Origin of the sequence: Streptomyces flavofungini (genome assembly GCF_014650815.1) — a bacterium.
In the GTDB taxonomy this organism is placed as follows: Bacteria; Actinomycetota; Actinomycetes; order Streptomycetales; family Streptomycetaceae; genus Streptomyces; species Streptomyces flavofungini.
Genome location: NZ_BMVR01000002.1, coordinates 207,234 through 232,792, shown reverse-complemented (window position 1 = coordinate 232,792; position 25,559 = coordinate 207,234). Strand labels below are relative to the sequence as shown.

At 71.9% G+C, this 25,559-nt stretch carries 25 protein-coding genes and 1 pseudogene; 11 read left to right on the top strand and 15 right to left on the bottom strand.

Features of this window, described 5'->3' with window-relative positions:
• Positions 1–128 precede the first annotated feature (128 nt).
• Positions 129–800, bottom strand: coding sequence for an endonuclease NucS (nucS, locus tag IE274_RS04820; protein WP_190114314.1), 672 nt, complete (start codon positions 798–800; stop codon positions 129–131).
• A gap of 256 nt (positions 801–1,056) precedes the next feature.
• Between nucS and IE274_RS04815 the strand changes: the two genes are divergently transcribed.
• Positions 1,057–1,449: an SCO5389 family protein gene (locus IE274_RS04815; protein ID WP_016643275.1), complete on the top strand. Its 393-nt coding sequence runs from the start codon at positions 1,057–1,059 to the stop codon at positions 1,447–1,449.
• Positions 1,450–1,567: 118 nt separating this feature from the next.
• Here the strand turns inward: IE274_RS04815 and IE274_RS04810 are convergent, their stop codons facing one another.
• Positions 1,568–2,656 (bottom strand): LLM class flavin-dependent oxidoreductase, encoded by a 1,089-nt coding sequence (locus IE274_RS04810; RefSeq protein WP_190114313.1) that lies wholly within the window; start codon positions 2,654–2,656, stop codon positions 1,568–1,570.
• Between the two features lie 258 nt (positions 2,657–2,914).
• Between IE274_RS04810 and IE274_RS04805 the strand changes: the two genes are divergently transcribed.
• The gene (locus IE274_RS04805) at positions 2,915–3,256 is read left to right on the top strand and encodes an Rv1322 family protein (protein ID WP_190114312.1); all 342 of its coding nucleotides are present in this window, start codon (positions 2,915–2,917) and stop codon (positions 3,254–3,256) included.
• Positions 3,257–3,280: 24 nt separating this feature from the next.
• On the opposite strand, the gene IE274_RS04800 is transcribed toward IE274_RS04805, so the two are convergent.
• From IE274_RS04800 to mce, 7 genes are all read right to left on the bottom strand, one after another.
• Positions 3,281–4,129, bottom strand: coding sequence for an ABC-2 transporter permease family protein (locus tag IE274_RS04800; RefSeq protein WP_372446985.1), 849 nt, complete (start codon positions 4,127–4,129; stop codon positions 3,281–3,283).
• Between the two features lie 161 nt (positions 4,130–4,290).
• Entirely contained in the window at positions 4,291–5,466 is a 1,176-nt protein-coding gene (locus IE274_RS04795) for an ABC transporter ATP-binding protein (protein WP_190114311.1), read from the bottom strand.
• A 114-nt stretch (positions 5,467–5,580) separates the two neighbouring features.
• Positions 5,581–6,351: an ABC transporter permease gene (locus IE274_RS04790; protein WP_190114310.1), complete on the bottom strand. Its 771-nt coding sequence runs from the start codon at positions 6,349–6,351 to the stop codon at positions 5,581–5,583.
• Between the two features lie 3 nt (positions 6,352–6,354).
• Positions 6,355–7,374: an ABC transporter ATP-binding protein gene (locus IE274_RS04785; protein ID WP_190114309.1), complete on the bottom strand. Its 1,020-nt coding sequence runs from the start codon at positions 7,372–7,374 to the stop codon at positions 6,355–6,357.
• Between the two features lie 88 nt (positions 7,375–7,462).
• Positions 7,463–8,398, bottom strand: a complete 936-nt coding sequence (locus IE274_RS04780) for a coiled-coil domain-containing protein (protein WP_030361235.1) — start codon at positions 8,396–8,398, stop codon at positions 7,463–7,465.
• A gap of 183 nt (positions 8,399–8,581) precedes the next feature.
• Positions 8,582–12,466, bottom strand: coding sequence for a polarized growth protein Scy (gene scy / locus IE274_RS04775; protein WP_190114308.1), 3,885 nt, complete (start codon positions 12,464–12,466; stop codon positions 8,582–8,584).
• Positions 12,467–12,714: 248 nt separating this feature from the next.
• Entirely contained in the window at positions 12,715–13,155 is a 441-nt protein-coding gene (gene mce / locus IE274_RS04770; RefSeq protein ID WP_190114307.1) for a methylmalonyl-CoA epimerase, read from the bottom strand.
• A 147-nt stretch (positions 13,156–13,302) separates the two neighbouring features.
• On the opposite strand from mce, the gene IE274_RS04765 reads away from it, so the two are divergent.
• Complete coding sequence (locus IE274_RS04765; RefSeq protein WP_190114306.1) at positions 13,303–14,505, top strand: acetyl-CoA C-acetyltransferase; 1,203 nt, start codon at positions 13,303–13,305, stop codon at positions 14,503–14,505.
• A 119-nt stretch (positions 14,506–14,624) separates the two neighbouring features.
• Positions 14,625–15,581 carry a methylmalonyl Co-A mutase-associated GTPase MeaB gene (gene meaB / locus IE274_RS04760; RefSeq protein ID WP_190114305.1) on the top strand — a complete coding sequence of 319 codons (957 nt, stop codon included), beginning with the start codon at positions 14,625–14,627 and terminating at the stop codon, positions 15,579–15,581.
• Positions 15,582–16,164: 583 nt separating this feature from the next.
• On the opposite strand, the gene IE274_RS04755 is transcribed toward meaB, so the two are convergent.
• Complete coding sequence (locus IE274_RS04755; RefSeq protein WP_190114304.1) at positions 16,165–16,971, bottom strand: PepSY domain-containing protein; 807 nt, start codon at positions 16,969–16,971, stop codon at positions 16,165–16,167.
• Positions 16,972–17,105: 134 nt separating this feature from the next.
• On the opposite strand from IE274_RS04755, the gene IE274_RS04750 reads away from it, so the two are divergent.
• On the top strand, positions 17,106–17,786 hold the full coding sequence (locus IE274_RS04750; protein WP_190114303.1) for a response regulator transcription factor: 681 nt from the start codon (positions 17,106–17,108) through the stop codon (positions 17,784–17,786).
• A complete protein-coding gene (locus IE274_RS04745) occupies positions 17,783–19,414 on the top strand; it encodes a sensor histidine kinase (protein ID WP_190114302.1) in 1,632 nt (543 codons plus the stop codon). Before IE274_RS04750 ends, IE274_RS04745 begins: the two co-directional genes overlap by 4 nt.
• A 60-nt stretch (positions 19,415–19,474) precedes the next feature.
• Here IE274_RS04745 and IE274_RS04740 read toward each other — a convergent pair whose 3' ends face one another.
• From IE274_RS04740 to IE274_RS04725, 4 genes are all read right to left on the bottom strand, one after another.
• The gene (locus IE274_RS04740) at positions 19,475–19,951 is read right to left on the bottom strand and encodes a MarR family winged helix-turn-helix transcriptional regulator (protein ID WP_190114301.1); all 477 of its coding nucleotides are present in this window, start codon (positions 19,949–19,951) and stop codon (positions 19,475–19,477) included.
• 117 nt (positions 19,952–20,068) lie between these two features.
• Entirely contained in the window at positions 20,069–20,887 is an 819-nt protein-coding gene (locus IE274_RS04735; RefSeq protein ID WP_190114300.1) for an AIM24 family protein, read from the bottom strand.
• Positions 20,884–21,534, bottom strand: a complete 651-nt coding sequence (locus IE274_RS04730; protein ID WP_190114299.1) for an AIM24 family protein — start codon at positions 21,532–21,534, stop codon at positions 20,884–20,886. Before IE274_RS04730 ends, IE274_RS04735 begins: the two co-directional genes overlap by 4 nt.
• 1 nt (position 21,535) lies before the next feature.
• A complete protein-coding gene (locus tag IE274_RS04725; RefSeq protein WP_190114298.1) occupies positions 21,536–22,174 on the bottom strand; it encodes an AIM24 family protein in 639 nt (212 codons plus the stop codon).
• Between the two features lie 179 nt (positions 22,175–22,353).
• Between IE274_RS04725 and IE274_RS04720 the strand changes: the two genes are divergently transcribed.
• Both IE274_RS04720 and IE274_RS04715 read left to right on the top strand, forming a co-directional pair.
• The gene (locus tag IE274_RS04720; protein ID WP_190114297.1) at positions 22,354–22,698 is read left to right on the top strand and encodes a DUF3817 domain-containing protein; all 345 of its coding nucleotides are present in this window, start codon (positions 22,354–22,356) and stop codon (positions 22,696–22,698) included.
• Entirely contained in the window at positions 22,695–22,988 is a 294-nt protein-coding gene (locus IE274_RS04715; RefSeq protein ID WP_087885865.1) for an MTH1187 family thiamine-binding protein, read from the top strand. Before IE274_RS04720 ends, IE274_RS04715 begins: the two co-directional genes overlap by 4 nt.
• Positions 22,989–23,057: 69 nt before the next feature.
• Here the strand turns inward: IE274_RS04715 and IE274_RS40305 are convergent.
• Positions 23,058–23,141 (bottom strand): annotated as a pseudogene (locus tag IE274_RS40305) (hypothetical protein); the annotation flags it as partial.
• A 109-nt stretch (positions 23,142–23,250) separates the two neighbouring features.
• Here IE274_RS40305 and IE274_RS04705 point away from each other — a divergent pair.
• The 3 genes from IE274_RS04705 to IE274_RS04695 are packed head-to-tail and all read left to right on the top strand — an operon-like array spanning position 23,251 to position 25,348.
• A complete protein-coding gene (locus IE274_RS04705; RefSeq protein ID WP_190114296.1) occupies positions 23,251–24,030 on the top strand; it encodes a hypothetical protein in 780 nt (259 codons plus the stop codon).
• Positions 24,027–24,707, top strand: a complete 681-nt coding sequence (locus IE274_RS04700; RefSeq protein ID WP_190114295.1) for a DUF4166 domain-containing protein — start codon at positions 24,027–24,029, stop codon at positions 24,705–24,707. Before IE274_RS04705 ends, IE274_RS04700 begins: the two co-directional genes overlap by 4 nt.
• On the top strand, positions 24,704–25,348 hold the full coding sequence (locus IE274_RS04695; protein ID WP_190114294.1) for a TetR/AcrR family transcriptional regulator: 645 nt from the start codon (positions 24,704–24,706) through the stop codon (positions 25,346–25,348). Before IE274_RS04700 ends, IE274_RS04695 begins: the two co-directional genes overlap by 4 nt.
• Positions 25,349–25,559: the final 211 nt, after the last annotated feature.

Genomic DNA, 25,559 nt, shown 5'->3' with positions numbered 1-25,559 from the left:
GTACGGACAGCTGGGGGCGCGCCCGCGAACGGGTCACGCCCCGCGGACGCGCACGCACGCATGAAGGGGCCGGACTCCCCAGGGAGTCCGGCCCCTTCATGCGTCGCCCCGGTCGTGGGGCGGGCGGTTCAGAACAGGCGGAGCTTGTCGTCCTCGATGCCGCGCAGCGCGTCGTAGTCGAGGACGGCGCAGCCGATGCCTCGGTCGGTGGCGAGCACGCGCGCCTGCGGCTTGATCTCCTGGGCGGCGAAGATGCCCTTGACCGGAGACAGGTGCGGGTCGCGGTTCAACAGCTCCAGATAGCGGGTGAGTTGCTCGACGCCGTCGATCTCGCCGCGGCGCTTGATCTCGACGGCGACCGTCTGCCCGTCGGCGTCGCGGCAGAGGATGTCGACCGGGCCGATCGCGGTCATGTACTCGCGGCGGATCAGCGTATATCCCTCACCGAGTGTCTCGATCCGGTCGGCGAGCAGCTCCTGAAGGTGTGCTTCCACGCCGTCCTTGATGAGACCCGGGTCGACACCCAGTTCGTGCGAGGAGTCGTGGAGGACTTCCTCCATCGTGATGATGAGCTTCTCGCCCGCCTTGTTGATGACGGTCCACACACCGGCGTCGTCGCCGGAGCCCTCCTTCAGGGTGCACGGCGGCGACATCCAGTTGAGGGGCTTGTAGGCCCGGTCGTCAGCGTGAATGGAGACGCTTCCGTCCGCCTTGACGAGGATCAGGCGGGGGGCCGACGGGAGGTGGGCGGTGAGCCGGCCCGCGTAGTCCACGGAGCAGCGGGCGATGACGAGACGCATGGTCGGCAACGCTACTCGACGCGGGGTGGTGCGGCGAATTCCGTGGGTCACGCACGGCTCCACAGGCCCTTCGGCCGCACCACTTGTCCAGCGATGAACCCGTTCGATCCTGGCCGGTTATGCGCCCAATCTCCTGGTGCCCTACCGAGCCGTTGCCTACCGTATAAGCAGGAGGTCGTCGCACGTGCACGCTGCGTATGCGAGCTCCTTCCCTGTCCGTGAGCCCCTGCTCCCTGGGGGTGCGAGAGGAGAACCCATGTCGCTCGACGTCTCACCGGCACTGTTGGAACAGGCCGAGCGAGGCGAGGTCGACGAAGCAGCATTCGTCGACTGCGTCCGGACCTCCCTGCCTTATGCGTGGGAGATGGTCAGCTCACTGGTGGCCCAGCTGAAGGTCGACGGCGGCGAGTTCGCCGACAACCAGACGCCGCCGCCGGACGAGCAGGCGCGTGGTCAGTTGCTGCGCGCGCTCGCGAGTGACGCGATTCGCGGCGCCCTGCAGCGCCACTTCGGGGTCCGTCTGGCGTTCCAGAACTGCCACCGTGTGGCGGTGTTCCCGCTGGACGGCTCCGCAGACGACAGGCTGGCCAAGTTCACCTCGATCCGTGGCCAGTTGCTGAATCAGTCGCCTGAGCTTCGCGACTGCTGAGGACAGTTGCTGCCGCTCCGTACGCGGGAGGTGTTTCAGTCCGGGGCGGCAGCCCCTCATACGGCGTTCGCCCCGTCGAACGGGGCCATCGAAACCGGGCATCCGGCCACAGCGGGTCTCAGGTGAGCTGCGGCAGTACTTCCGTGCCCAGACGGCGTACGTTCTCCTCCGTCGTCGCGAGGTCGCCGGAGCCCTCCACGAGCAATGCGAAGCGCGTGATACCGGTGCGCTCCGAGGTCGCCGCGAGGCGGTCCGCGCACACCTGCGGGGTCCCCACGGGGTGGATGCCGCACAGCAGTTCCGTGTACCCGAGCGGGTCGCGCATGGCGCGAACGCGGCCGTCGACCGTGACATGGGCGTCGAGGCCGTACTTCAGCCAGCCCGGCATGGCCTTTGTGAGCGTCTCGCTGGCCTCCACGCGCCGGTCCGCGATCTGCGCGACCCCGGCCGAGACGTGCGCGGCGCGCGCCACCTCCTCCGGTGTGCGCCCTGCGGCGCGCGCGTGCCTGTTCCACAACGCCACCATTTCGGCCTTCTCCTCGTCGCCCGCGTGCATGCCGAGCAGCATCGGCAGACCGCGGGCCGCGGCGAGCCGGACGCTGGACGGCGAGGTGCACGCGACGACCACCTCGGGGCCCGCCGACGGGCCGGGCTGGTCCGGCTCCGCGGGCGCGGGAAGGTCGGGGAACGGGGCCGAGGAGGCGCCGAAGGACTCCGTCGGGCGCGGCACGACCGCGACGTCACGGAAGGCGAAGCGGCCGCCGGGGCCCGCCACCCGGCCCGCCCCGCTGAGCCAGCTCAGGAGCAGGTCGAGGGATTCCGGGAACCCCTTCTCGTACGCCTCGATGCCCGAGCCGAAGACCTCCAGGTCCACCCAGGGGCCGCCGCGCCCCACGCCCAGCGAGAAGCGCCCGCCGGAGGTGATGTGCAGCAGCGCGGCCTGTTCGCCCAGGGCCACGGGGTGGACGGTGGGCAGCACACTCACCGCGGTGCCGACGCGGATGCGTCGGGTGCGTCCGAGCAGCAGGGCCGCGAGCGTGATCGCGGAGGGACAGGTGCCGTACGGCACGAAGTGGTGTTCGGCGAGCCAGGCCGATTCCAGGCCCGCTTCCTCGGCGACTTCGACGGACCGCACGGCACGGTGCAGTGCTTCCCCGTGGCCCTGGCCCGGGAACTGGGCGGCCAGCACAAAACTTCCTAAACGCATCGAACTTCCTGCCTCCTTGGCACCGACGCAGGCACTCCCCTACCGGCAACAACGCGTGACAAGTGCCAAAGGCACGGCTTCGCGGGCGGATTGGCAGATTTTCTGTGCGGCGCAGGGGGGATCTGTGGGGGTTGGTGGCGGACGTCTACCCCTCTGTACGGTGCGTAGGCTGGACACAGGCCCGTCCGCTGTCGGTCTCCGGCCCGGCCAAGCCCAGCACAGCCCAGCCCAGCCCTCGTCCCCCTCGTGAGGTGTCCCGTGTCGCCGCGTCGCAACCGCCCCAAGGGCGCCGGAGAGCCCAGTTCGGGCCAGGCCGCCGAGCCCACGGAGCCCTCCGGCCGCTACGGCGGCTTCCAGCGCGCCGAGAGCTGGCAGGGCGAGGACTGGAGCGTGCGCCATGTCGCGGGCGCCGGTGCGGCCGGCAAGACCTACCGCTGCCCCGGCTGCGACCAGGAGATCCGCTCCGGCCTCGCGCACGTCGTCGCCTGGCCCGAGCACTCGGGCGTGGACGAGCGCAGGCACTGGCACACGGCGTGCTGGAACGCGAAGGACCGCCGCACCACGCGGGTGCAGCGGTCCCGTAACGCGCCGAGGTACTAGGGCCCGTCCGATGGGGCGGCGCGGTCACACGTCGCGCTTCTCCAGGAGGGCGAAGGCGCCGACGACGGCGGCGGCCGTGATCACGATGAGCAGCACCAGCTGCGAGCTGCCGGTGCTGCTGTCGGGGCCGTCGATCTGGAAGATCGCGGCGAGCGAGTTGATGGCGTTGTAGTCGCCCATCTTCTCGCCGAGCTTCTGGGTGCTCTCCCAGATGCCGAGGAAGCCCGGCAGGATCGCGGGTACGAGGACGACGCCGAGCATCGTCGTGATCGCACCGGCGGAGTGGCGCAGCATGGAGCCGACGGCGAGCGCGAGCACGCCGAGCAGGGAGACGTACAGGCCGCCCTTGACGACCGTGCCGCCCCACGCGATGTCGCCCGCCTCCGGGCCGCTGTGCGCGCCCGACGCCATCAGGCCCACGAGGAGGATCGATCCCGCGGACGCCACGAAGGCGATCGCGAAGAAGATCAGGGCCTTCGCCGCCAGGACGCGGTGGCGCTGCGGCGACGCGGTGAAGGTGGTGCGGATCATGCCGGTGCCGTACTCGGACGAGGTCACCAGGACGCCCAGGGTGATCAGGCAGATCTGGCCGAGCATCAGGCCGAAGAACGCCGGGACCGTGAACGGCACGTCCTGGTAGTCGTCGGACTGCGTGTTCGCGACGGCGAGCAGGCCGATGCCGATGACCAGGATCAGGAAGATGCTCAGCGTCCACACCGTGGAGCGCACCGACTTGATCTTCGTCCACTCGGAGGCCAGGGCGTGGCCGAGGTTGGTCCGCTTGATCGGGATCGGCGAGGTGTAGGCGTTGCTCATGGCCTGCTGCCAGGCCGACGGCGGGGCCGGGGCGGCGGGCGCCGGTGCGGCGGCCATGGCCGGGGCGCCGGGCGGCACGGGGGCACCGGCGTGCGCGTAGGCCTGTTGGGGCTGCTGCGCGGGGGCCTGGGGCTGCGGGGCCGCCTGGTTAGGGGCCTGCGGGGCCTGCGGTGCCTGCTGGGGCTGCGCCTGCGGCTGCTGCGGAGTCGGAGGCGTGGTCATCGGGCTGCATCCTCGTTGTCGGTGGCGCTCTTGGTCATCTCGGGGGCGGCGGAGGGGGCCGCGGCCGGGGGCTGGGGGGCCGCGGCGTACGGGTTCGCGTCGGCGGGCGTGCCCTGCGGCATCGCGAAGGGCTGGCCGCCCTGCTGGGGCGGCGGCGGGGCGTACCAGCCGGGCTGGCCCTGGCCGGGCACCGGGAGCTGGGGCTGCGGCATGGCGCCGGGCGGGAGCTGCTGCTGCAGGCCCGCGCGCTGGTCGGCGGTGGAGCGGTAGTCGACGGCGCCCTGCGTCATGCGCATGTACGCCTCTTCCAGCGAGGCCTGGTGCGGCGAGAGCTCCCACAGGCGGACGTCCGCACCGTGCGCGAGGTCGCTGATGCGGGGGAGCGGCAGGCCGGTGACGCGGAGGCCGCCGTCCTGCTCGGGCATCACCTGGCCGCCGGCCTCGGTGAGCGCGGCGGTGAGCTTCTCGCGCTGCTGCGGGTCGGTGTCCGGGGTGCGCACCCGGGCGAAGTCGGCGGAGTTCGTCGAGATGAAGTCCGTGACGCTCATGTCCGCGAGGAGCTGGCCGCGGCCGATGACGATCAGGTGCTCGGCGGTGAGCGCCATCTCGCTCATCAGGTGCGAGGAGACGAAGACGGTACGTCCCTCCGCCGCGAGCGACTTCATCAGGTTGCGCACCCACAGGATGCCCTCGGGGTCGAGGCCGTTGACCGGCTCGTCGAAGAGCAGCACCTGCGGGTCGCCGAGCAGCGCGGCGGCGATGCCGAGGCGCTGCCCCATGCCCAGCGAGAAGCCCTTGGAGCGCTTTCGCGCCACCTCCTGGAGGCCGACGACCCCGAGCACCTCGTCCACGCGCCGCGCGGGGATGCCGGAGAGCTGCGCCAGGCACAGCAGGTGGTTGCGGGCGTGCCGGCCACCGTGCACCGCCTTGGCGTCGAGCAGCGCGCCGACCTGGCGGGGTGCGTTCGGCAGCTTGCGGTAGGGGTAGCCGCCGATCGTCACCTGCCCCTGCGAGGGCGCGTCGAGCCCGAGGATCATGCGCATCGTCGTCGACTTGCCGGACCCGTTGGGGCCGAGGAAGCCGGTCACGGTGCCGGGCCGCACCTGGAAGGAAAGGTTGTACACGGCTGTCTTGGCGCCGTAGCGCTTCGTCAGGCCGACTGCCTCGATCATTCTCCGCACCCATCGAATGGTTCAGGACGTCGGGGCACACGCCCCCGTAAGGGTTAGGAGGATATCTGTGAACTGACGGTTCCAGCCAAGAGCGGGTAAAACCTCGCCCTTCGTCTAAGCGTCCCGCTTCTTAAGTAGTACGTAGCCGCCGAGCAGTGCCGCCGCCGTCCACGCCACCATGATGCCGAGGCCGCCCCAGGGGCCGTACGGGGTGTCGTCGTCGAAGGGGGTCTTGACCTGCATGATTTTGCTGCCGGCCTGGTCGGGGAGGAAGCGGCCGATCTTCTTGGTGGCGCTCACGTTGCCGAGGATGCTGGAGATCAGGAAGAAGAACGGCATCAGGATGCCGAGGGAGAGCATGGGGCTGCGCAGCATCGCGGCGACGCCCATCGAGAACATCGCGATGAGGGTCATGTAGAGCCCGCCGCCGATGACCGCCCGCAGGACGCCCGGGTCGCCGATCTGGGCCTTGTACTCGCCGAGCATGGCCTGGCCGAGGAAGAAGGCGAGGAAGCTGGTGGCGATGCCGACCGCGAACGCGAGCAGCGCCGCGACGGTGACCTTGCTGAACAGGAACGTGCCGCGCTGCGGGACCGCCGCGAGCGAGGTGCGGATCATGCCGGTGTTGTACTCGTTGGAGACGACCAGGACGCCGAAGACGATCATCGCGAGCTGGCCGAGCGACATCCCGGCGAAGCTGGTGTACGTCGGGTCGAAGGTGATCTTGTCCTCGCGGCTGAGGCTGTCGTAGTCGTTCTTGGACAGGATGCTGATCAGCATGCCGAGGGCGATGGTGACGACAACGGCGAGGCCGAGCGTCCAGAGGGTGGAGGCGACCGAGCGGATCTTGGTCCACTCCGACCTGAGTACCTGCGTGGCGGCCATGGCTCAGTTCCCCTTCCCCGGCTGCTGCCAGCCGGAGCCCCAGCCAGCACCCGGGTCCGGGGGCGTCCCGCCGGGAGGTGACGTCGGGCCGGGGGCCGCGGCGCCGGGACCCTGGTGGTCGGCGTGCGCGTGGTACTCCACCGACTCGGCCGTGAGCTGCATGAACGCTTCCTCCAACGAGGCCTGCTGCGGGCTGAGTTCATGCAGCACGAGCTGGTGCTGCGCGGCCAGCTCACCGAGCTGCTCGGGACCGGTGCCGTCCACTTCGAGGGTGCCGTTGCCCGCCTCGACGGCGGTGATCCCGGCCTGGTGCAGGACGTCGAGCAGCCGCTCGCGCTGCGGGGAGCGCAGCCGGACGTAGGACCGTGAGTTCTGCTGGATGAAGTCCGACATGGAGGTGTCGGCGAGCAGGCGGCCCTGGCCGATGACGACGAGGTGCTCGGCGGTGAGCGCCATCTCGCTCATCAGGTGCGAGGAGACGAAGACCGTGCGGCCCTGGGCGGCGAGGGACTTCATCAGGTTGCGGATCCAGTGGATGCCCTCGGGGTCGAGCCCGTTGACCGGCTCGTCGAACATCAGGATCTCGGGGTCGCCGAGCAGCGCGCCCGCGATGCCCAGGCGCTGGCCCATGCCGAGCGAGAAGCCCTTGGCCTTCTTCCTGGCGACCGCGGTCAGGCCGACGGTGTCCAGGACCTCGTGGACCCGGGCCCGCGGGATGCCGTTGGACTGCGCGAGGCACAGCAGGTGGTTGAAGGCGCTGCGGCCGCCGTGCATGGCCTTGGCGTCCAGGAGCGCGCCGATGTACTTCAGCGGGTCCTTCAGCTGGGCGTAGTGCTTGCCGTCGATGCGCACGTCGCCCGCGGTCGGGTTGTCGAGCCCCAGCATCATCCGCATCGTCGTCGACTTGCCCGCGCCGTTCGGCCCGAGGAAGCCCGTGACGGTGCCCGGGTGGACGGTGAAGGTGAGGTTGTTGACGGCGACCTTCTCGCCGTACCGCTTGGTCAGCCCCTCGAGCTCGATCATGCGCACACGCTAAAACGGGACGAAGCCCCCTGCCACTCGTGTGGCAGGGGGCTTCGTCGTCGTTCACCCCGTGATGGCGCTCTCCGCGTCAGCGGCTCTGCTGGGCCGGGACCCCCCGCGAGATCGGCTCGTCCTCCGCGGGCGTGCCCGCGGCGGCGACCGCCGCGCCGGTGAGCGTCGCGAGCATCTCGCGGACGTTCGTCAGCTGGGCGTTGATGGAGTCGCGGCGGTTGGTGAGGGCAGCCAGCTCCCGCTCCGACTCGCTGCGGATCCGGTCCGCCTTGGCGTTCGCGTCCGCGACGATGTCCTCGGCCTGACGCTGTGCCGTCTCCACCGTCTGGCGGGCGCGGCGCTCGGCGTCCGTGCGCAGCTTCTCCGCCTCCAGGCGCAGCTGCTCCGCGCGGTGCTCGATCTCCGCGAGGCGCTTCTCGGCCTTGGCCTGACGCGATGCCAGGTCGCGCTCGGACTGCTCCCGCCGCTTGGCGAGGTTCGTCTCGAAGTCCGCGGCGGCCTGGGCGGCCTTGGCGCGGGTCTCCTCGAAGAGGGCGTCCGCCTCCTCGCGCTTGGACTGCGCGTCCTTCTGCGCCTCGGCGCGCAGCGCGCTCGCCTCGCCCTTGGCCTTCTCGACGATGCGGACGCCCTCGTCCTCGGCCTTGGACTTGCGCTCGGCGGCGAACGACTCGGCGTCGTTGCGCACCTGCTGGGCCGCCGACTCCGCGAGCTCACGGTGCTGCTCGGCGGCGCGGCGGGCCTCCTCGCGCAGGTCCTTCGCCTCCTCCTCGGCGAGGCGGAGGATCTTCTCGACGCGGGCACCCAGACCGGCGTACGACGGCTCGGCGTCGGCGACCTGGGCCTGGGCGTTCTGCGTCTCGAGGTGGAGTTCCTCGATGCGCTTTTCCAGAGCAGTGATTCGGGTGAGAGCGGAGTCTCGGTCGGAGACGAGCTTGGAGATACGTTCGTCCACCTGAGCGCGGTCGTACCCACGCCGCACAAGCTCGAAGCCGTAGGGGGAAGTGTCGCTCATGGGGTTCCTGTCGAATGAGACCGGGTGAGGTGATAGAGGGAATCCTAGGGGGCGTTGCGGCGTGTCATCGAGCGTATGCCCGTTTGATCTGGAGAATGACACCCCTTTTGAGTGGCTAACCGGCAGACTGCTTGCCAGCGACAGTGCCGAAGGTCCTCGCCGAGCACGGAACAGGTCCGGTGGCTAGCCTTCTGACGGCTTGCCACCCGAACGAGTCGCACCGGCCGCGGCCCCCGCCTTGACGCCACCGTCCTTGCCCCCGGTCTGCGGGGCCTCAAAGGATTCCAACGCCTCGAGCACGTCCTGGACACGGGAAATCTCCGCATTGATGTCCGCGCGGCGCCGCACGAGCACCTCCAGTTCCCGCTTGCCCTCGTCAACCATCTGCTCGGCCTCGGCCCGCGCCTCGTCACGCAGCCGCTCGGCCTCGCGCACCAGCTCGGCCTTCTTCGTCCCGGCCTCCTTGAGCAGGCCCTCGGCCTTCTTCACGGCGGCGATCCGCACCGAGCTGGCCTCCGAATTGGCGTCCGCGACCAGCTCCTTGGCCTTCGCCTCGGCCTCCGCCAACTGCTCCTCCGCGGCCTTGACCAGCGCGTCGCAGCGCTCGCCCGCCGTCTTCATCGCCTCCGCCGACTCGCGCCGGGCGCGCTCGTGCAGCTCCTCGATCTCCGTCGTGATGCGGTCGCGGTGCTCCTCGGAGCGCTCCCTTATCGCGGTCGCGTCCCGGCGGGCGCCGACGAGCAGTTCATCGGCGTCCGTACGCGCCTTCTCCACCAGCGAGTTGCCCTCGACGGTGGCCTCGCCGACCAGCCGCTCGGCCTCCTTGCGGGCCGCGCCCACCATCGTGTCGGCCTGCGCCTCCGCGTCCGTCGCCGACTTGAGCGCCTTCTCCTGGGCTTCCGTGGTCAGCTTCTCCGCCTCGGACGCGGCCTCCGCGATGAGCGTGTCGACCTGCTCCGCGGCCTCCGTACGACGCTTGTTGGCCTCCTTGCGCGCCTCGTCGAGGGTCCGCTCGGCCTCCTCGCGGGCCCGCGCCGTGACCCGCTCGGCCTCGGCGTCGGCCTCCTCCTTGACGCGCGCGGAGTCGGTGCGGATGCGCTCGGCCTGCTGCTGCGCCGAGCCGACGTTCTCCGCGGCCTCCGCGCGCAGCCGCTCGGCGTCGCCCGAGGCGTCCGAGATGAGCCGCTCGGCCTTCGCGACGGACTCGGCCCGCACCCGCTCGGCCTCGGCGGCCGTGTCGGCCTTCAGCCGGTCGGTCTCGGAGATCGTCTCCGCGGTGAGCCGCTCGGCCTCGCTGCGGGCCTCGCCGATCAGGGTGTCGGCCTGGCTCGCCGCGTCGTTGCGGATGCGGTTCGCGTCGTCGCGGGCGTCGGCGCGGGTGCGGGCGGCGTCCTGCTCGGCCGTCGCGATGGTGTCCGACGCCTCCGTGCGCACCCGCTGGGCGTGCTCGGACGCGTCCGAACGCAGCTGCTCGGACTCCGCGATCGCGTCCGCGACCGTGCGCTCCGCCAGCGCCTTGGCGGCCTCCGCCGCCGTCGTGGCCTCGGTGCGCGTACGGCTCGCGTCCTCGTTCGCCCGCTCCCGCTCCGCGTAGGCGTCGGCGCGGACGCGGTCCGCCTCCTCCTGCGCCTCGCCGCGGGTGCGCTCCGCGGCGTGCTCGGCCGCCGACCGCAGGCCCGCGATCTCCTCCTGCGCCTGCTCCTGCAGACCCGCCACCGAGTCCCGGACCGACTGGGCCTTCTGCTCGGCCGCCGACACCAGCTCGGTGGCGCGCGCCTCGGCCTCCTCGACCAGGCGGACCGCCTCGGCCTGGGCCTCTTCCACGCGCTTGCGCGCCGACGCGAGCAGCTCCTCGCTCTGCTCGCGGGCCCGCTCCCGCTCCTGGTCGGCCTCCGTGCGCGCCGAGCCGAGGGTCTCCTCGGCCTCGCGGCGGCGCCGGACCGCCTCGTCCTGCGCGGCCGACAGGGCCTCGGCGGCCTCCGCGGCGACGCGCTCGGCGGCCGCCGCGGCCTCCGCGCGCACCCGGTCCGCGGACTCCTGCGCCTCGGTCTTCAGCCGCTCCGCCTCGGCGGCCGCGTCCGAGCGCAGCCGCACCGCGACCGTCTCGCCCTCGGCGCGCGCCTGCGAGGCGTCCGCCACGGCCTCCGTGCGCAGCCGCTCGGCCTCCGTCTCCGCCTGCGACTGCAGCGTCCGGATGCGTTCGGCGGCCTCCGTGCGCAGCCGCTCCGTCTCCTCGGCGGCCTCGCGCCGGAGCCGCTCGGCCTCGGCGCGGGCGTCGCTCAGCGACTGCTCGGCGGCGGCCAGGCGCTCCTCGGCCTCCGCGTGCAGCCGGGCCAACTCGGTGTCGGCCTCGGCCTTGCGGGCCGCGATCGCCTGCTCGGTCTCCGTACGCAGCGCCTCCGCGGCGGTCTGCGCCTCCGACTTGACGCTCTCGGCCTGCTCGGCGGCCTCCGTGCGGTGCCGCTCGGCCTCCGCGCGGGTGCGCTCCAGGGTCTCCTCGGCCTGCTTGCGCAGGGACGTGGCCCGCTCGATGGCCTCCGTACGGACCCGCTCGGCCTCCGTGGTCGCGGACTGCCGGGCCTCCTCCGCGTCGGCCTTCGCCTTGGACAGCAGCTCCTCCGCGGAGCGCGCCGACTCCTCGATCTGCTGGACGGCCTCGCGCCGCGCCTCACCGCGGATCTTCTCGCCCTCGGCGACCGCGTCGGCCCGCAGCTGCTCGGCCTCGCCGCGCAGCCGCCGCGCCTCCTCCTGCAGCTCGACCGTCTTGGCGCGGTACTCCTTGGTGTCGTCCTTGGCCGCGCCCTTGAGCTGCTCGGCGATGTCGTGCGCCTCGCCGCGCAGCCGGTCGGCCTCCGCCTCCGCCTCGGCGCGGACCCGCTCGGCCTCCTCGGCGGCGGCGCGCGTGGTCGCCTTCGCCTCCTCGGACGCCTTGTCCAGGACCTCCTCGGCGGTCCGCGCGGCCTTCGCGATCTCCGACGCCGTCTCCTCGGCGGTGATCGAACGGGCCTTCTCCGCGGCGTCCGCGATCAGCTTCTCGGCCTCGGCGCGGGCGTCCTGGAGCTTCTGCTCGGCGGCCTCCTTCGCGGCCTCGGCCTCCTTGGTGGCCTCGCCGACGAGCCGGGCGACCTGCTCCTTGGCCGTACGCGTGCGCTGCTCGCCCGCGGCCTCGGCGGACGCCAGCTGCTTGGCCGCCGCCTCCTTGGCCTCGGCGACGACCTTGTCGGCCGCCGTACGCGCCTCGCGCAGCGCCGTCTCGGCCTCCGCCATGCGCTGCTCGGCGCCCCGGCTCAGCTCGGCGGCCTTGCGACGCGCCTGGTCGGACTCGGTGGCCGTGGACGAGCGCAGCGCCTCGGCGTGCTCGGTGGCCTCCTGGGCCTGCGTGGAGGCGGCGTTGAGCAGGCGCTCGGCGTCGGTGCGGGCCCGGCGCAGGATCGCTTCGGCTTCCGCGCGGGCGCTCTCGGCGTCGGCGGTGAGCCGCTGGCGGGCCTGCTCGGCGACGCGCTCGGCCTCGGTGCGGGCGGCGGCGAGGGCCTGGTCGGCCTCGGCGCGCGACTCGTCGAGGAGGCGGCGGGCCTGCTGCTCGGTGCGGGCGCGGAGCTGCTCCGCCCAGGCCACGTTCTCGTTGACGTGCGACTCGACGGTCTGGCGGCGCTCGTTCAGCTCCTGGTCGAGCTGCTGGCGCCGGGACACCGCCTCGGAGTGCAGCTCGGACTGCAGGCGGGCCTGCTGCTCGGCGTGCTCCTGGAGGATCCGCTGGGTCTGGGCGCGGGCGTCGCGCAGCTCGCGCTCGGCGTCGGCACGCAGCTGCTCGGCCTGGATCTGCGCGTTCCGCAGCAGCTGCTCGGCCTGATAGCCGATGTCGGCGCTGTCGTAGGCAGGCCGGGACGCGAGGTTGCGGCGCGCCTCGTGCAGCTTGGCGCGCAACACCTCGACCTGGTAGCCGAGGTCCTCGGCGTGCTGAACGGCCTTCTCCCGCTCGGTCTTCAGCCGCTCCATCTCGGCTTCGAACCGTGAGAGATGGTCGGCCTCAGCCGGTCGTCGGCTGTCCTGGCTCTCGTAGCCCCGCACTGCGCGGTCCCATCCTTCCCCAAACTCTCGGCTTCGCTCGAGCAGGGGAGACCCCACTCCTGGTCTCATGTCCCTGACGTACGAGCCCCGTCCAGCCGACGAACGGGGCCCCCGGAGAATGGTGTCAGATCAACAGTGGAGCTCGGGCTGCTGCCCCGATGCTCGTCCCCCGAAACCCGGACCCCGGCAAGCGACCGCCCAAGGTTCGGACGGCCGCCCCCAACCCTACCGGCCCGGATATGCGGTGTTCAGTGCTCCGTCTGTTCGGCGGGTGCGGAAGTGACGAGTTCGGTGAGGACTCCGTGGCAGTCCTTGGGGTGCAGGAAGGTGATCCGCGAGCCCATGGAACCGATGCGCGGCTGGTCGTAGAGGACGCGTACGCCCTTGTCCTTGATGGCCGCGGCGTCGCCGTCGACGTCGGCCGTGCCGAAGGCGATGTGGTGCACGCCCTCGCCGTTCTTGGCCAGCCATTTGCCGACCGCGGAGTCCTCCCGGGTGGGTTCGAGGAGCTGGAGGTAGGAGGCGCCGCCGTCCGAGGTCTCGTTGATCTTCAGCATGGCCTCGCGCACGCCCTGCTCTTCGTTGACCTCGGTGTGGAACACCTCGAAACCGTACGTAGCACGATAGAACTCGACAGTCTCGTCGAGGTTCCGGCAGGCGATCCCGATGTGGTCGATTCGCGTCAGCATGCGTCAAGTGCAGCGTCCCCGACCGTGATTACGCAACGTGCGCGCGATCACACCGGCTGCCCGGTGACGTGCGCCGTACCGCTCAGTACATTCGAGTAAACCCTCGTTCACTCTCCTCAGCTCGCCAGCTGGAAGGGGCCGTGCCACATGTCTGGAACGACCGGAACCACCTCAGTGATCGTCGCGGGCGCGCGCACGCCCATGGGGCGTCTGCTCGGCTCGCTCAAGTCCTTCTCCGGCGCGGACCTCGGTGGCTTCGCGATCAAGGCGGCGCTCGACCGGGCGGGCATCGGCGGCGACCAGGTGCAGTACGTGATCATGGGGCAGGTGCTGCAGGCCGGGGCGGGGCAGATCCCGGCACGCCAGGCCGCCGTCAAGGCGGGCATCCCCATGAACGTCCCCGCGCTCACCGTCAACAAGGTGTGCCTCTCCGGCCTCGACGCCATCGCGCTCGCCGACCAGCTCATCCGCGCCGGTGAGTTCGACATCGTGGTCGCGGGCGGCCAGGAGTCCATGACCAACGCCCCGCACCTGCTCCCCAAGTCCCGCGAGGGCTACAAGTACGGTGCGATCGAGATGCTCGACGCGATGGCCCACGACGGCCTCACCGACCCCTTCGAGAACATCGCCATGGGCGAGTCCACGGAGAAGCACAACACCCGCCTCGGCATCGCCCGCCCCGCGCAGGACGAGATCGGCGCCCTCTCCCACCAGCGCGCCGCCGCCGCCCAGAAGAACGGCCTCTTCGACGCCGAGATCACCCCCGTCGAGGTCCCGCAGCGCAAGGGCGACCCGGTCCTCTTCGCCCGCGACGAGGGCATCCGCGCCGAGACCACCGCGGAGTCCCTCGGCAAGCTGCGCCCCGCCTTCGCCAAGGACGGCACCATCACCGCGGGCACGGCCTCGCAGATCTCCGACGGCGCCGCCGCCGTCGTCGTGATGAGCAAGGCCAAGGCCGAGGAGCTCGGCCTCGCCTGGATCGCGGAGATCGGCGCGCACGGCAACGTCGCAGGACCCGACAACTCCCTCCAGTCGCAGCCGTCCAACGCCATCCGGCACGCCCTCACGAAGGAGGGCCTGACCGTCGACGACCTCGACCTCATCGAGATCAACGAGGCCTTCGCCGCCGTCGCGGTCCAGTCAATGAAGGACCTCGGGGTGTCCACGGAAAAGGTGAACGTCAACGGCGGCGCCATTGCCCTCGGCCACCCCATCGGCATGTCCGGCGCCCGCCTCGTCCTGCACCTGGCCCTGGAACTGAAGCGGCGCGGCGGCGGCGTCGGCGCGGCGGCGCTGTGCGGCGGCGGTGGACAGGGCGACGCGCTCATCCTGAAGGTGGCGAAGGCCTGAGGCGTCCGGCGGGGTGCCTCTCCCGGCCTCTCGCCGCCTCTCCGGGCATCTCGCTTTCCCTCCCGCCGCCTCGCCGCCGACGCTTGATTCGTCTCTACGTACGTACGAACGGAGCCGCAATGCAGGACGTCCCCTCCCTCGTCGCGCAGGCCCGCGAGGGCCGGCCGCGGGCCGTGGCCCGGCTCATCTCGCTGGTCGAGGGGGCGTCGCCGCAGCTGCGGGAGGTGATGGCGGCGCTGGCCCCGCTGGCCGGGCACGCGTACGTCGTCGGGCTCACCGGATCACCGGGCGTCGGCAAGTCCACCTCCACGTCGGCACTGGTCAGCGCGTACCGGCGGGCCGGGAAGCGGGTCGGTGTCCTCGCCGTCGACCCGTCCTCGCCGTTCTCCGGCGGCGCGCTGCTCGGCGACCGCGTCCGGATGTCCGAGCACGCGTCCGACCCCGGCGTCTACATCCGCTCCATGGCCACCCGCGGCCACCTCGGCGGGCTCGCCTGGGCCGCCCCCCAGGCCATCCGCGTCCTCGACGCGGCCGGCTGCGACGTGATCCTCGTGGAGACCGTCGGCGTCGGCCAGTCCGAGGTGGAGATCGCCGCGCAGGCCGACACCTCGGTGGTCCTGCTCGCGCCCGGCATGGGCGACGGCATCCAGGCCGCCAAGGCCGGAATCCTGGAGATCGGCGACGTGTACGTCGTCAACAAGGCCGACCGCGACGGCGCGGACGCGACCGCCCGCGAGCTGAACCACATGCTGGGGCTCGGGGAGTCCCGTTCCCCCGGCGACTGGCGGCCCCCCATCGTCAAGACCGTCGCCGCCCGCGGTGAGGGCACCGACGAGCTCGTCGAGGCGCTGGAGAAGCACCGGGCGTGGATGGAGGAGCACGGGGTCCTCGCCTCGCGCCGGGCCTCCCGCGCGGCGGGGGAGGTCGAGGCGATCGCCGTCACCGCCCTGCGGGAGCGGATCGCTGACCTGCACGGGGACGTGCGGTTGGGGGCGTTGGCGGAGCGGATCGTGGCGGGGGAGCTGGATCCCTACGCGGCGGCGGACTCCTTGGTGGAGGGGCTGACGTCCAGGTAGCAGGGCCGGGGGCCGGGGTGGTTGCCGCTGAGGTGACGGCACCGTCGGCTCGGGCTGCGCCCGCCTTTCCCCAAGCTGACGGCTTCCCTTGAGTGAGGGCTGTCCCTGTCGCCCTCTGGGCAGCCCAGCCGCGCACGGGGGAGCAGCTGCCTGGCAGGGCCTGGAACAGGCTGCCCGCTGAGGGCGGACCGATTGTCCGCTGGCTGCAGACGCCTTGTCCGCTGGCTGCAGACGCCAGGATGCCCCCGCCACCGAGGGTGGTGAGGGCTTGGCTGTGGATTGCGGCCGGGGTCCGCCCGGACCACCCCCGCCGCACCGTTCGGTGCCGGGTGACGGGTGCCGGGTGCCGGGTGGGAGCGGCGGGGTAGGGCGTGCCGGGCGAGGGTGAGGTGGGCGTCGGGGGGATGCTCGCACGCACCTGGGTGCGCCTGCACCTGGGTGCGCCTGCGGCATGCAGTGAGCCCACCCACCCGGGCCGGGCCATGGGGCCGACGGTGCCGGGTGGGTGGGCGGGGGGTCCGCCACGGAGTGGCGGGGCAGGGCGCCCCCGGGGGAGGGGCGCCGTGGCTTCGGGTGCGAGGGGTCAGTCGTCGAAACGGTCGACGGTGACCTTGCCGGTGGTGATGTCGACGTTCCAGTGGGACTCGGTGCCGTTGGCCGACGTGGTCTCCACGTCCCAGGCGCCGATCCGGGCCGCGTCGTCCTCGACGTCCACGGAGGTCACCGTGCCCTTGGCGGCGGCAGCCTTCGCGGCCTCGCCCGCGGTGACCGAGGAGCCCTTGAGGGCGGCGGCGATCCGCGCGGCCTCCGCGGCGTCGTCCCCGGCGCCCCCGTCGTCGTCCCGCTCGACGTGCGAGCCGAGGACCTTGCCCGTGCCCGGGTCGACCTGGACGCTGTGCCAGGTCCGCGCGTCCTTGTCGAGGACGTCGACGTCCCAGATCAGGCCGCCGTTCTCGTCGTCGAGGTCGGCGGAGACGGCGGTGCCGGGCGTGGCCTTCAGCGCGGCGGCGACGGCCTCGGCGGCGCTGACCTTCGCGCCCTTGGCCTCGGCGGCGTTCTCGGCCTTGTCGCCCCGCGCCTCCCGGGCGTCCTCCCGGGCGTCGTCGCGGTCGTCGCGGGCGTCCTCACGGGCGTCGTCCCGGTCGTCGCGGTCGTCGTCCCGAGCGTCGTCCTGCCGGTCGCGGGCGTCGTCCGCACGGTCCTCGGCGTCGTCGTCGGCGTCGTCATCGTCCCGGTCGTCGTACACCCGGCTGTCGTCGTTCTTGAGCTGGACGCTGGACTTGCCGGCCGCGGACGACTCGTCGTCGCCGCCCAGCGCGAAGGCCGTCGCCGTCCCGCCTCCGACGAGCGTGGCGGCGGCGATGGTGGCGATGACGATGTTGCGCTTCATGAGGGTTCCTCCCGAGTGGTTGGCCCCGTTGCGGGGCCGTCCGTTCCGACGAGAACCAAGGTGCCTGAACGTTCCTGAAGCCCTCCTGAAGGAGCCTGAAGAACTCTTCAGGTTCGCTCAGGCATCCTGAACGCATGCGCCTGTTGATCGTGGAAGACGAAAAGCGTCTCGCCCTGTCCCTGGCCAGGGGCCTCATGGCCGAGGGCTACGCGGTCGACGTCGTCCACGACGGCCTGGACGGACTGCACCGTGCCACCGAGGGCACGTACGACCTGCTGATCCTGGACATCATGCTCCCGGGCATGAACGGCTACCGCGTCTGCTCGACCCTGCGCGCCGCGGGACACGACGTGCCGATCCTGATGCTGACCGCGAAGGACGGCGAGTACGACGAGGCCGAGGGCCTGGACACGGGCGCCGACGACTACCTGACGAAGCCGTTCTCGTACGTCGTCCTCGTCGCCCGCGTGAAGGCCCTGCTGCGCCGCCGCGCCGCGTCCCCCTCGCCCGTCCACACCCTGGGCGACCTGCGGATCGACACCGCCGCCCGGCGTGTCGTGCGCGGTGCCACGGAGGGCGGGGCGGGCACCGAGATCACGCTCACCGCGAAGGAGTTCGCGGTCCTGGAGCAACTGGTCGTGCGCGTCGGCCAGGTGGTGTCCAAGGCCGACATCCTGGAGCACGTCTGGGACTTCGCGTACGAGGGCGACCCCAACATCGTCGAGGTGTACGTGAGCACGCTGCGCCGCAAGCTCGGCGCACCCCTCATCAAGACCGTGCGCGGCGCCGGATACCGCTTGGAGGCCCCCCGATGAGGCGGCTGTTCGGCTCCGTGCGCGCCCGCGCGACCGTGGGCGCGACGCTCGTCGTGGCGCTCGCCCTGGTCGCCGCGGGTGCCGCCGTGCTCCTTTCGCTGCGCGCGAGCCTCGTCGACCAGGCCGACGCGCAGGCCGAGTCGGCCGCCCGCAAGGTGGCGGCGCAGCTCGCCGCCCACGTCCCGTACGACGACCTGGAGTTCCCCGACGAGGAGGACAACCCCGTCCAGGTGGTGGACGACAAGGGCCGCCTGGTCGCGGTCAGCGACGACCTGAAGCGGGTGACCGGCTCCGGCGTCACCGCCGTACGCGTCGATCCCGACGCCCGGGCCCCGAAGCCCGGCACCTCGAAGTCCCCGAAGTCCCCCAAGCCGTCGAAGCCGCAGTCGCCGAAGCCCACGCCGTCGGACCCGGAGACCGACTCCGACGACGACGCAGACGACGCAGACGATTCGGCCGACTCCGCCGACGCGAGCGAAGCCGCCGAGGACCGCAGGGAGGACGCCCGCGAAGCCGCCGAGGACGCAGCCGAGGACAGCGGCGACGACGACGCGGACTCGCTCAAGCCCGGCGAGATCTCCGACGCGACCCGCGTGAGCGAGGGCTCGGCCACCGTCGACGACGAGACCCAGGACTACCGCTTCGCCGCGGTGCGCGTGAACACCGGGGCGAAGGGTGAGCCCACCGTCCACGCGGGCGCCTCGCTGACCGCCGAACAGAGCGCCGTCACCACGGCGTTGACCGCGATGCTGATCGGCTTCCCGGTGCTGCTCGCCGTGATCGCGGGCGTGACCTGGCTGGTCACGCGCCGCGCGCTGCGGCCCGTCGACGCGATCCGCGCCGAGATGGCCGCCATCACCGCGTCCGAGGACCTGGCGCGCCGGGTGCCCGAGCCGGACACGCACGACGAGATCGCGCGCCTGGCCCGGACCACCAACGAGACCCTGGCGGCCCTGCAGTCATCGGTGGAGCGCCAGCGCCGGTTCGTCGCCGACGCCTCCCATGAGCTGCGCAGCCCCATCGCGTCCCTGCGGACCCAACTGGAGGTGGGCGCCGCCCACCCGGACCTCCTCGACGTGCCCGGCGCCGTCGAGGACACCGTGCGCCTCCAGGAGCTGGCCGCCGACCTGCTGCTGCTGGCCCGCCTTGACGCCGGGGAGAAGCCGGGCCGGGGCCGGGTGGATCTCGCGGCCCTGGCCCGTGAGGAGCTGTCGCAGCGCACGGGGGACCGGGTGGCTGTCACGACGGAACTGAACAGTGTCGAAGTGGCTGGTTCCCGCGGTCAGTTGGCGCGGGTGCTCGGCAACCTCGTGACCAACGCGCAGCGGCACACCCGCTCCCGGGTCACGGTCACCACCCGGGCCGACGGGGTCTGGGCCGTGCTTGAGGTGGCGGACGACGGCGGCGGAGTGCCGCAGGGGGAGCGGGAACGGATCTTTGAGCGGTTCGTACGGCTCGATGACGCGCGCACCCGTGATGAGGGAGGCGCGGGTCTGGGTCTCGCCATCGCCCGCGACGTGGCCGCGCGCCACGGCGGGACGCTCACGGTAGACGACGCGCCGGGCGGCGGGGCCGTCTTCGTGCTGCGCCTGCCGGTCGCCGACGCGGAGTCCGCGCCGGAGGCCTGAGCCCGTGGATCCGGCGGCCCGTGATCGACGGGTGCCCCGGGGCCCGGCTGCGGCACCGCGTCAGGGCTTGCCGCGCAGTCCGCGCAGGTGTTCCGCGATCGGCGTCAGCGCCTTGTGGAGGTCGCTGAGCGCCTCGGGTGAGATCAGGTCGACGAAGTGCTGCCGCACGGAGGCGACATGGTGCGGTGCGACGCGCTTCATGGTGTCCATGCCCTCGTCGGTGAGCACGGTGAAGAGGCCGCGCCGGTCGGACTCGCAGTTCTCCCGGCGGACCAGGCCCGCGTTCTCCATGCGGGTGATCTGGTGGGAGAGCCGGCTCTTGGACTGCAGGGTGGCGGCCGCGAGGTCGCTCATACGCATCCGGTGGTCTTCGGACTCGGAGAGATGTACGAGGATGTCGTAGTCGTTCATGGTGAGGTTGAACGGCTGGAGATCCTTCTCCAGCTGGTACGTCAGCATCCTGTTGACCTCCACGTGGGTGCGCCAGGCGCACTGTTCCTCGTCGGTCAGCCACTGCGGGGCCGTCTCGGTCTCCATGGAATCGATTCTACCTAAGAAGTTGAATGGTGAACGAGTGTCGGGGTGTGACACGCCTCGCACCCCCCGGATTTCGAGGGGCACAGACGTTCGCCGTCACACTCCGCAGACTACCGCTCACAGGCCGAAGCGACGCTGGAGGTCTCCTAGTTGTCCGGGAAGGCGCGGTCCCTGCGGCTGCTGTCCACGTTGGCCATGTTGCCCGCGCTGCCCCGATGAGCCCTGAGAGCCCTGACCGCCCCCTCCTCCCGGCACCCCGTCCTGGTGCGGCACGGCGCCCGTCGCCGTCTCCGCCATCAGCGCCTCCGAGGACTGCAGCAGCACCGTGCCCGCGCCCACGAACTCGAACTGGTGCTCCTCCCCGGAGGCGCCGCCGATCCCGGTGAGGGCCCGCAGGCCGCCGATCACGCCGGTCATGTACTGGTGGTCGTAGTGATGGCAGGGCGAGGGGCAGTCCGCCCAGCCGACCAGGGCCTGCGGGTCCACCCGGATCGGCGGCTCCATGAACACCACCGGACCGCTGGACACCGCCACGAACTTGCCGGTCCCGATCAGGGTCAGGAAACCGGGGACAATGGACTGCTTCAGCGCGAGAGTTGGCTGAAAAGCGAGGAGGTTGCCCGCGCGGATCGTGAGGTTCCCGTCCTCCAGGTCGTACGAGTTCACATCGAAGGCCCGGTCGGCGAGCAGCATCTTGCCCTCGCCCTCGGCCACCACCCAGTCGCTGGCGTGCAGCGGCGAGTGGAAGGACGTCCGCACGAGGCGGTCGAGGCGGCCGTGGCCGATGCCGTTGAAGTCGATGCGCCCGTAGTAGGCGATCATCTTGCCCTTCTGCAGGAACCACTGGCTGCCCGTCAGCTCCACGCAGAAGGTGTAGGCGTTGACGTTGTCGTCGCTCGGCAGCGTCATCGGGTCGAAGATCACGGGCGTGCTCACAGCTTCTCCTCCGATGCCTGGACGTACACTGCGCCATTGCCGCTGAGCTCCAGCTGGAAGCCCTCGCCCGAGCCGCGGCCCACCATGTCGCGCCAGCTGAGCGCCGTGGACAGCTTGTTGCGCACGTCGCCGTGGTGCGCCACGTACGACTGGGGGTCGACGTGCACCGGGCGCTGGGGCGTGATCGGCAGCTCGATGACGCCGCCGTGCGCCATCACCGCCACCGCGCCATGACCCTTCAGGGTCGTCGTGAACAGGCCCTGGCCCGACACCTGGCCGCGCACCATGCCCAGCACTCCGCCCTGCGAGCCGAGGAACATCGTGCCCTGCTGCAGGCTGCCGTCGAAGGCGAGCAGCCGGTCCGCCTCCACGCACAGCGTGTCGCCGGTCAGGCTGATCACGTGCACGTGGTGGCCGCCGTGCCCGAACATCACCGTGCCGTTGCCCTCGACCGTCATCAGCGGGACCGACTCGTTGGCGAGCCTGCGCCCGATCATGGACACCAGGCCGCCCTGGCCGCCGCCGACGTTGGGTGTGAAGGAGACGTCGCCCTTGTAGGCGAGCATGGCGCCGCGCTGGCTGAACATCTTGGCGCCGGGCTGGACGGTCGCCTCGACCATCTTCGCGTTGACCTCACGGAACGGCATGTCACACGTCTCCCGCGATCGTGTTGCGCTCGCTGGCCTGGACATAGACGAGGCCGTCGCCCTCGAAGCGCATCTGGAAGGCCTCGCCGCCGCCCTCGCCCATGAACGTGCGGAAGGTGACGCCCGACTGGAAGCTCTGCTTGAGATTGCCCTGGTGCGCGACGTACGCGCCCGGGTCCACATGGAGGGGGTACTGCTTCGTGACGCGCAGGATCACCGCCGGGCCGTCCGAGATCAGGGCCGCCTGGCCCGTGCCCTCGACGGTGGTGGTGAAGACGCCGTTGCCCTGCGTCGCGCCGCGCAGGCCCGTGAAGGTGGTGCCCGTGCGCAGGCCCGCGTCCGTGCACAGGAGATTGCTGGACTCCACATAGAGCTTGTCGCTCTGGAGTCCCACCAGGCTGATCTCCGTGGCGTGGTCGGCGAACCAGCACGTGCCGTGCCCCTTCACCTCCATCACCGTCATCTGCTCATTGGTGAGACGCCGCGTCACCATGCCGCGGATGCCCTCACCGCCCCCCGTCAGTTTCTTGAAGATCATCGTGCCGTCGTAGGCGACCATCGAGCCGTTCTTTGCCTTGACGGCGTCGCCGGTCATGTCGACGGCGAGCACTCTGCTGCCCTGCAATCGGAACGTAGCCACGAAGGCGAAGGTATCCGCAGCGCGGTGCCCGGCGACAGAGTCACCGACCCTGACCGCACCCTGGAAAGTCCCGGAGAGCGCACCCCGGAAGGTCCCCGAGCAGTCCCTGATGCCACAATGGGGGACCGCTTGTGCATCCGTTCACAAGATCGACGCCGACCCTGCCCCGAAGGTGACCCGTGGACATCAAGACCGCCTCCGCACTCCGCCGCCTCCGCCTGGTCTCGATTCCCGAGGCCGTGTCCTTCCTGCTCCTGATCGTCTGCTCGGTGCTGAAGCGGACCACGGACTTCAACGCCGTCCCGGCGATGGGCATGATCCACGGCCTGCTGTTCCTCCTGTACGTGCTGTTCTGGCTCGACGCCTGGATCCGCACCAGGTGGGACGCCAAGACGGGCATCCTCTACTTCGTCCTCTCCGTGCTCCCGGCCGGCGGCTTCTTCGCCGACCGCAAGCTGAAGCGGGAGGCCGAGGCGGCGGTCATGGCCTCGCGCGCCCGCCGCGAAGGGGTCGTGAACGCATGATCGTCGCCTTCTCCGTGACGCCGCTTGGCGTCGGCGAGGACGTCGGCGAGTACGTGGCCGACGCCGTCCGCGTCGTCCGAGAGTCGGGCCTGCCCAACCGGACCGACGCGATGTTCACCTCGATCGAGGGTGAGTGGGACGAGGTGATGGACGTCGTCAAGCGCGCCGTCGCCGCCGTCGAGGCGCGTGCGCCGCGCGTCTCCGTCGTCCTCAAGGCCGACATCCGGCCGGGCGTGACGGACGGGATGACGTCCAAGGTCGAGACGGTGGAGCGGCACCTGTCGGCGTAGCCGCTGCCCGCACTGCTCAAGCCCCCGCCGGGGAAACCCGGCGGGGGCTTTCGCGTGCCCGCTGTTCGCGTGCCCGCTGTTCGCGTGCCCGCTGTTCGCGTGCCCGCTGTTCGCGTGCCCGCTGTTCGCGTGCCCGCTGTTCGCGTGCCCGCTGTTCGCGTGCCCGCGTGCCTGGACTTGAGCGACTGCTCAAACAGGCGGTAGGTTCCGGGGCAGGAAGTTTGAGCAGTCGCTCAAACACCTGCCGACGTGGGGGTTTGTCATGGCTCACGGAAGTCCGCCGAGTCTGTACGTCGAGGCGCTGATCCGCGCCGACCTCGACGAGCTGTGGGAGCGCACGCAGGAGCCCGGGCTCCACCAGCGCTGGGACCTGCGCTTCACGGAGATCGACTATCTGCCCGGCACCCCCGGCGCCCCCGGCGCACCGCGGCGCTTCCGGTACGCCACGCGCGTCCTGCCCTTCCTCACCATCGCCGGGACCGGCGTCAGCGCGGGCGAGAAGCGCCGACCGGACGGCACCCGGACCTCGGCGCTCCGGTTCGCCTCGCCGCACCCTCTGTCGCTCCTCGCCGAGGGCAGCGGCTACTGGCGCTACGTACCGACGGGCGACGGAGTCCGCTTCCTCACCGGGTACGACTACCGGCCGCGCTGGGGGCGCCTCGGGGCGCTCGCCGACCGGGCCGTCCTGCGGCCGCTGATGGGGTGGGCGACGGCGTGGTCCTTCGACCGGCTTCGGCTGTGGCTGGAGCGCGGGATCACCCCCGAGCGGGGGCTCGTCCACGGCGTCGGTGAGGTCGTGGCGCGCGCCCTGTGCGTGGCCGCGGCGGGGGTGTTCGCCGGGCCGGTGGCCGCCCTGGTCGTCGCCGCGCTCGTCCTCGTCGTGCCGCCGCTGCCGACGACTCCGGCGGCGCGGCGCTGCCTGCGCACGCCCCCGGAGCGGGCGCGTGCGCCGCGCCTCCTGGACGCGCTGGACGTCCCCACCCCTCCCGAGGGGCCCGCCACCTCCACCGCCCCCGCGCACCGTACGGAGCTGCCCGCATGACCTCGATCTTCCGCACCGCCATGGGCGCCGACTTCGAACGGCTGCACCCCGCCCTCCAACGGCGCTTCTCCGTAGGGCTCGACAGCGGCGAGGCGTGCTTCGGGCGGGGCGTGATGGACCGGATCTGGCACGGGCGCAGCTTCGTGAAGCCGTTCCTCGCGGTCGGCGCGACCCGCAACATCCTCGTCCCGCGCGCGGGCCGCAACGTCCCCTTCACCATCGAGAACGTGCCGTACGCCGACTCGTTCGGCCGTGAGACGGTGACCTTCGTGCGTACCTTCCAGCTGCCCGGGCGGGCCCGGCGCTTCGACGCCCAGATGGTCCTCGGGCCCCGGGGCGACCGCGTGCTCGACTATCTGGGCACCCATCAGCACCTCGCGAGCGACCTGCACTTCGCGGCCCGGCCGGACGGGTCGCTGGTCATCCGGTCCGGGGCGCACCGGTTCCGGGAGGGGCCGGTGGACGTGCCCGTTCCCGATGTCATCGGGGGCGACGCGGAGGTCCGTGAGTCGTACGACGAGCGCTCCGGGCGGTTCCGGATCCAAGTGCGGGTCTTGAACCGGTACTTCGGGCCGCTGTTCGGGTACGAGGGGTCGTTCGTGGCGGGGTACCGCGCGGTGCGGGAGTGCGGGGTGCGGGCGGGGCTGCGGCCCGTGCGTGAGGAGGTGCGGGCGTGAGTCCGCAGGCGGGAGCGGGGACGCGGGAGAAGCTGCTCGACGGGGCCGTCCGTACGCTCACCGAGCACGGGATCGCCAAGACGTCGGCGCGTACCGTCGCGGCGGCCGCCGGGGTCAATCAGGCGCTCGTCTTCTACCACTTCGGGTCGGTCGACGAACTGCTCTCCGAGGCGTGCCGGTACGCGACGGAGCAGCGGGTCGGCCGCTACCGGGAGCGGCTCGCCGCGATCTCCTCCCTCTCCGAACTGCTCGCCTTCGGGCGGGAGATGCACGAGGTGGAGCGGGAGGCCGGGCATGTCGCGGTGCTCGGGCAGTTGCTCGCCGGGGCGCAGACGCAGCCTCGGCTCGCCGCCGCGACCGCCGCGGGGCTGTCCCTCTGGGTCGCCGAGGTCGAGAAGGTCCTCGTCCGGGTCCTCGCCTCCACCCCCCTCGGCGAGTTCGCCGACCCGGTCGGCCTCGCCCGGGCCGTCGCGGCGTCGTTCGTCGGCATCGAACTCTACGAAGGGGTGGACCAGGACGGGGCGCTGCGAGCGCTGGACGCCCTGGAGCAGCTGGGCGCCGTGGTCGCGGCCCTCGACGACCTGGGCCCCGTGGCCCAGCGGGCGGTACGCCACCGCCTGCGCCGGGCGACGCGGGGCTGACGCCTCTGGGGGCCGGGGTGCCCTTCCCCTCACATCACGGGCTCCGTCGGCCCGGGGCCGTGCCCCTCCGCCAAGCAGGCTCCAGGGCGGCGCGCGGAGCGGCTGCGCCCTGTTGGCCGCAGCGGGCACCGGCCGTGCTGCCGGCGCCGGGCACGGTGCGGCTGCGGGCGCCGGACAGGGGGAGTGGCACGGGCGGCCCGAGGCCTGTGGA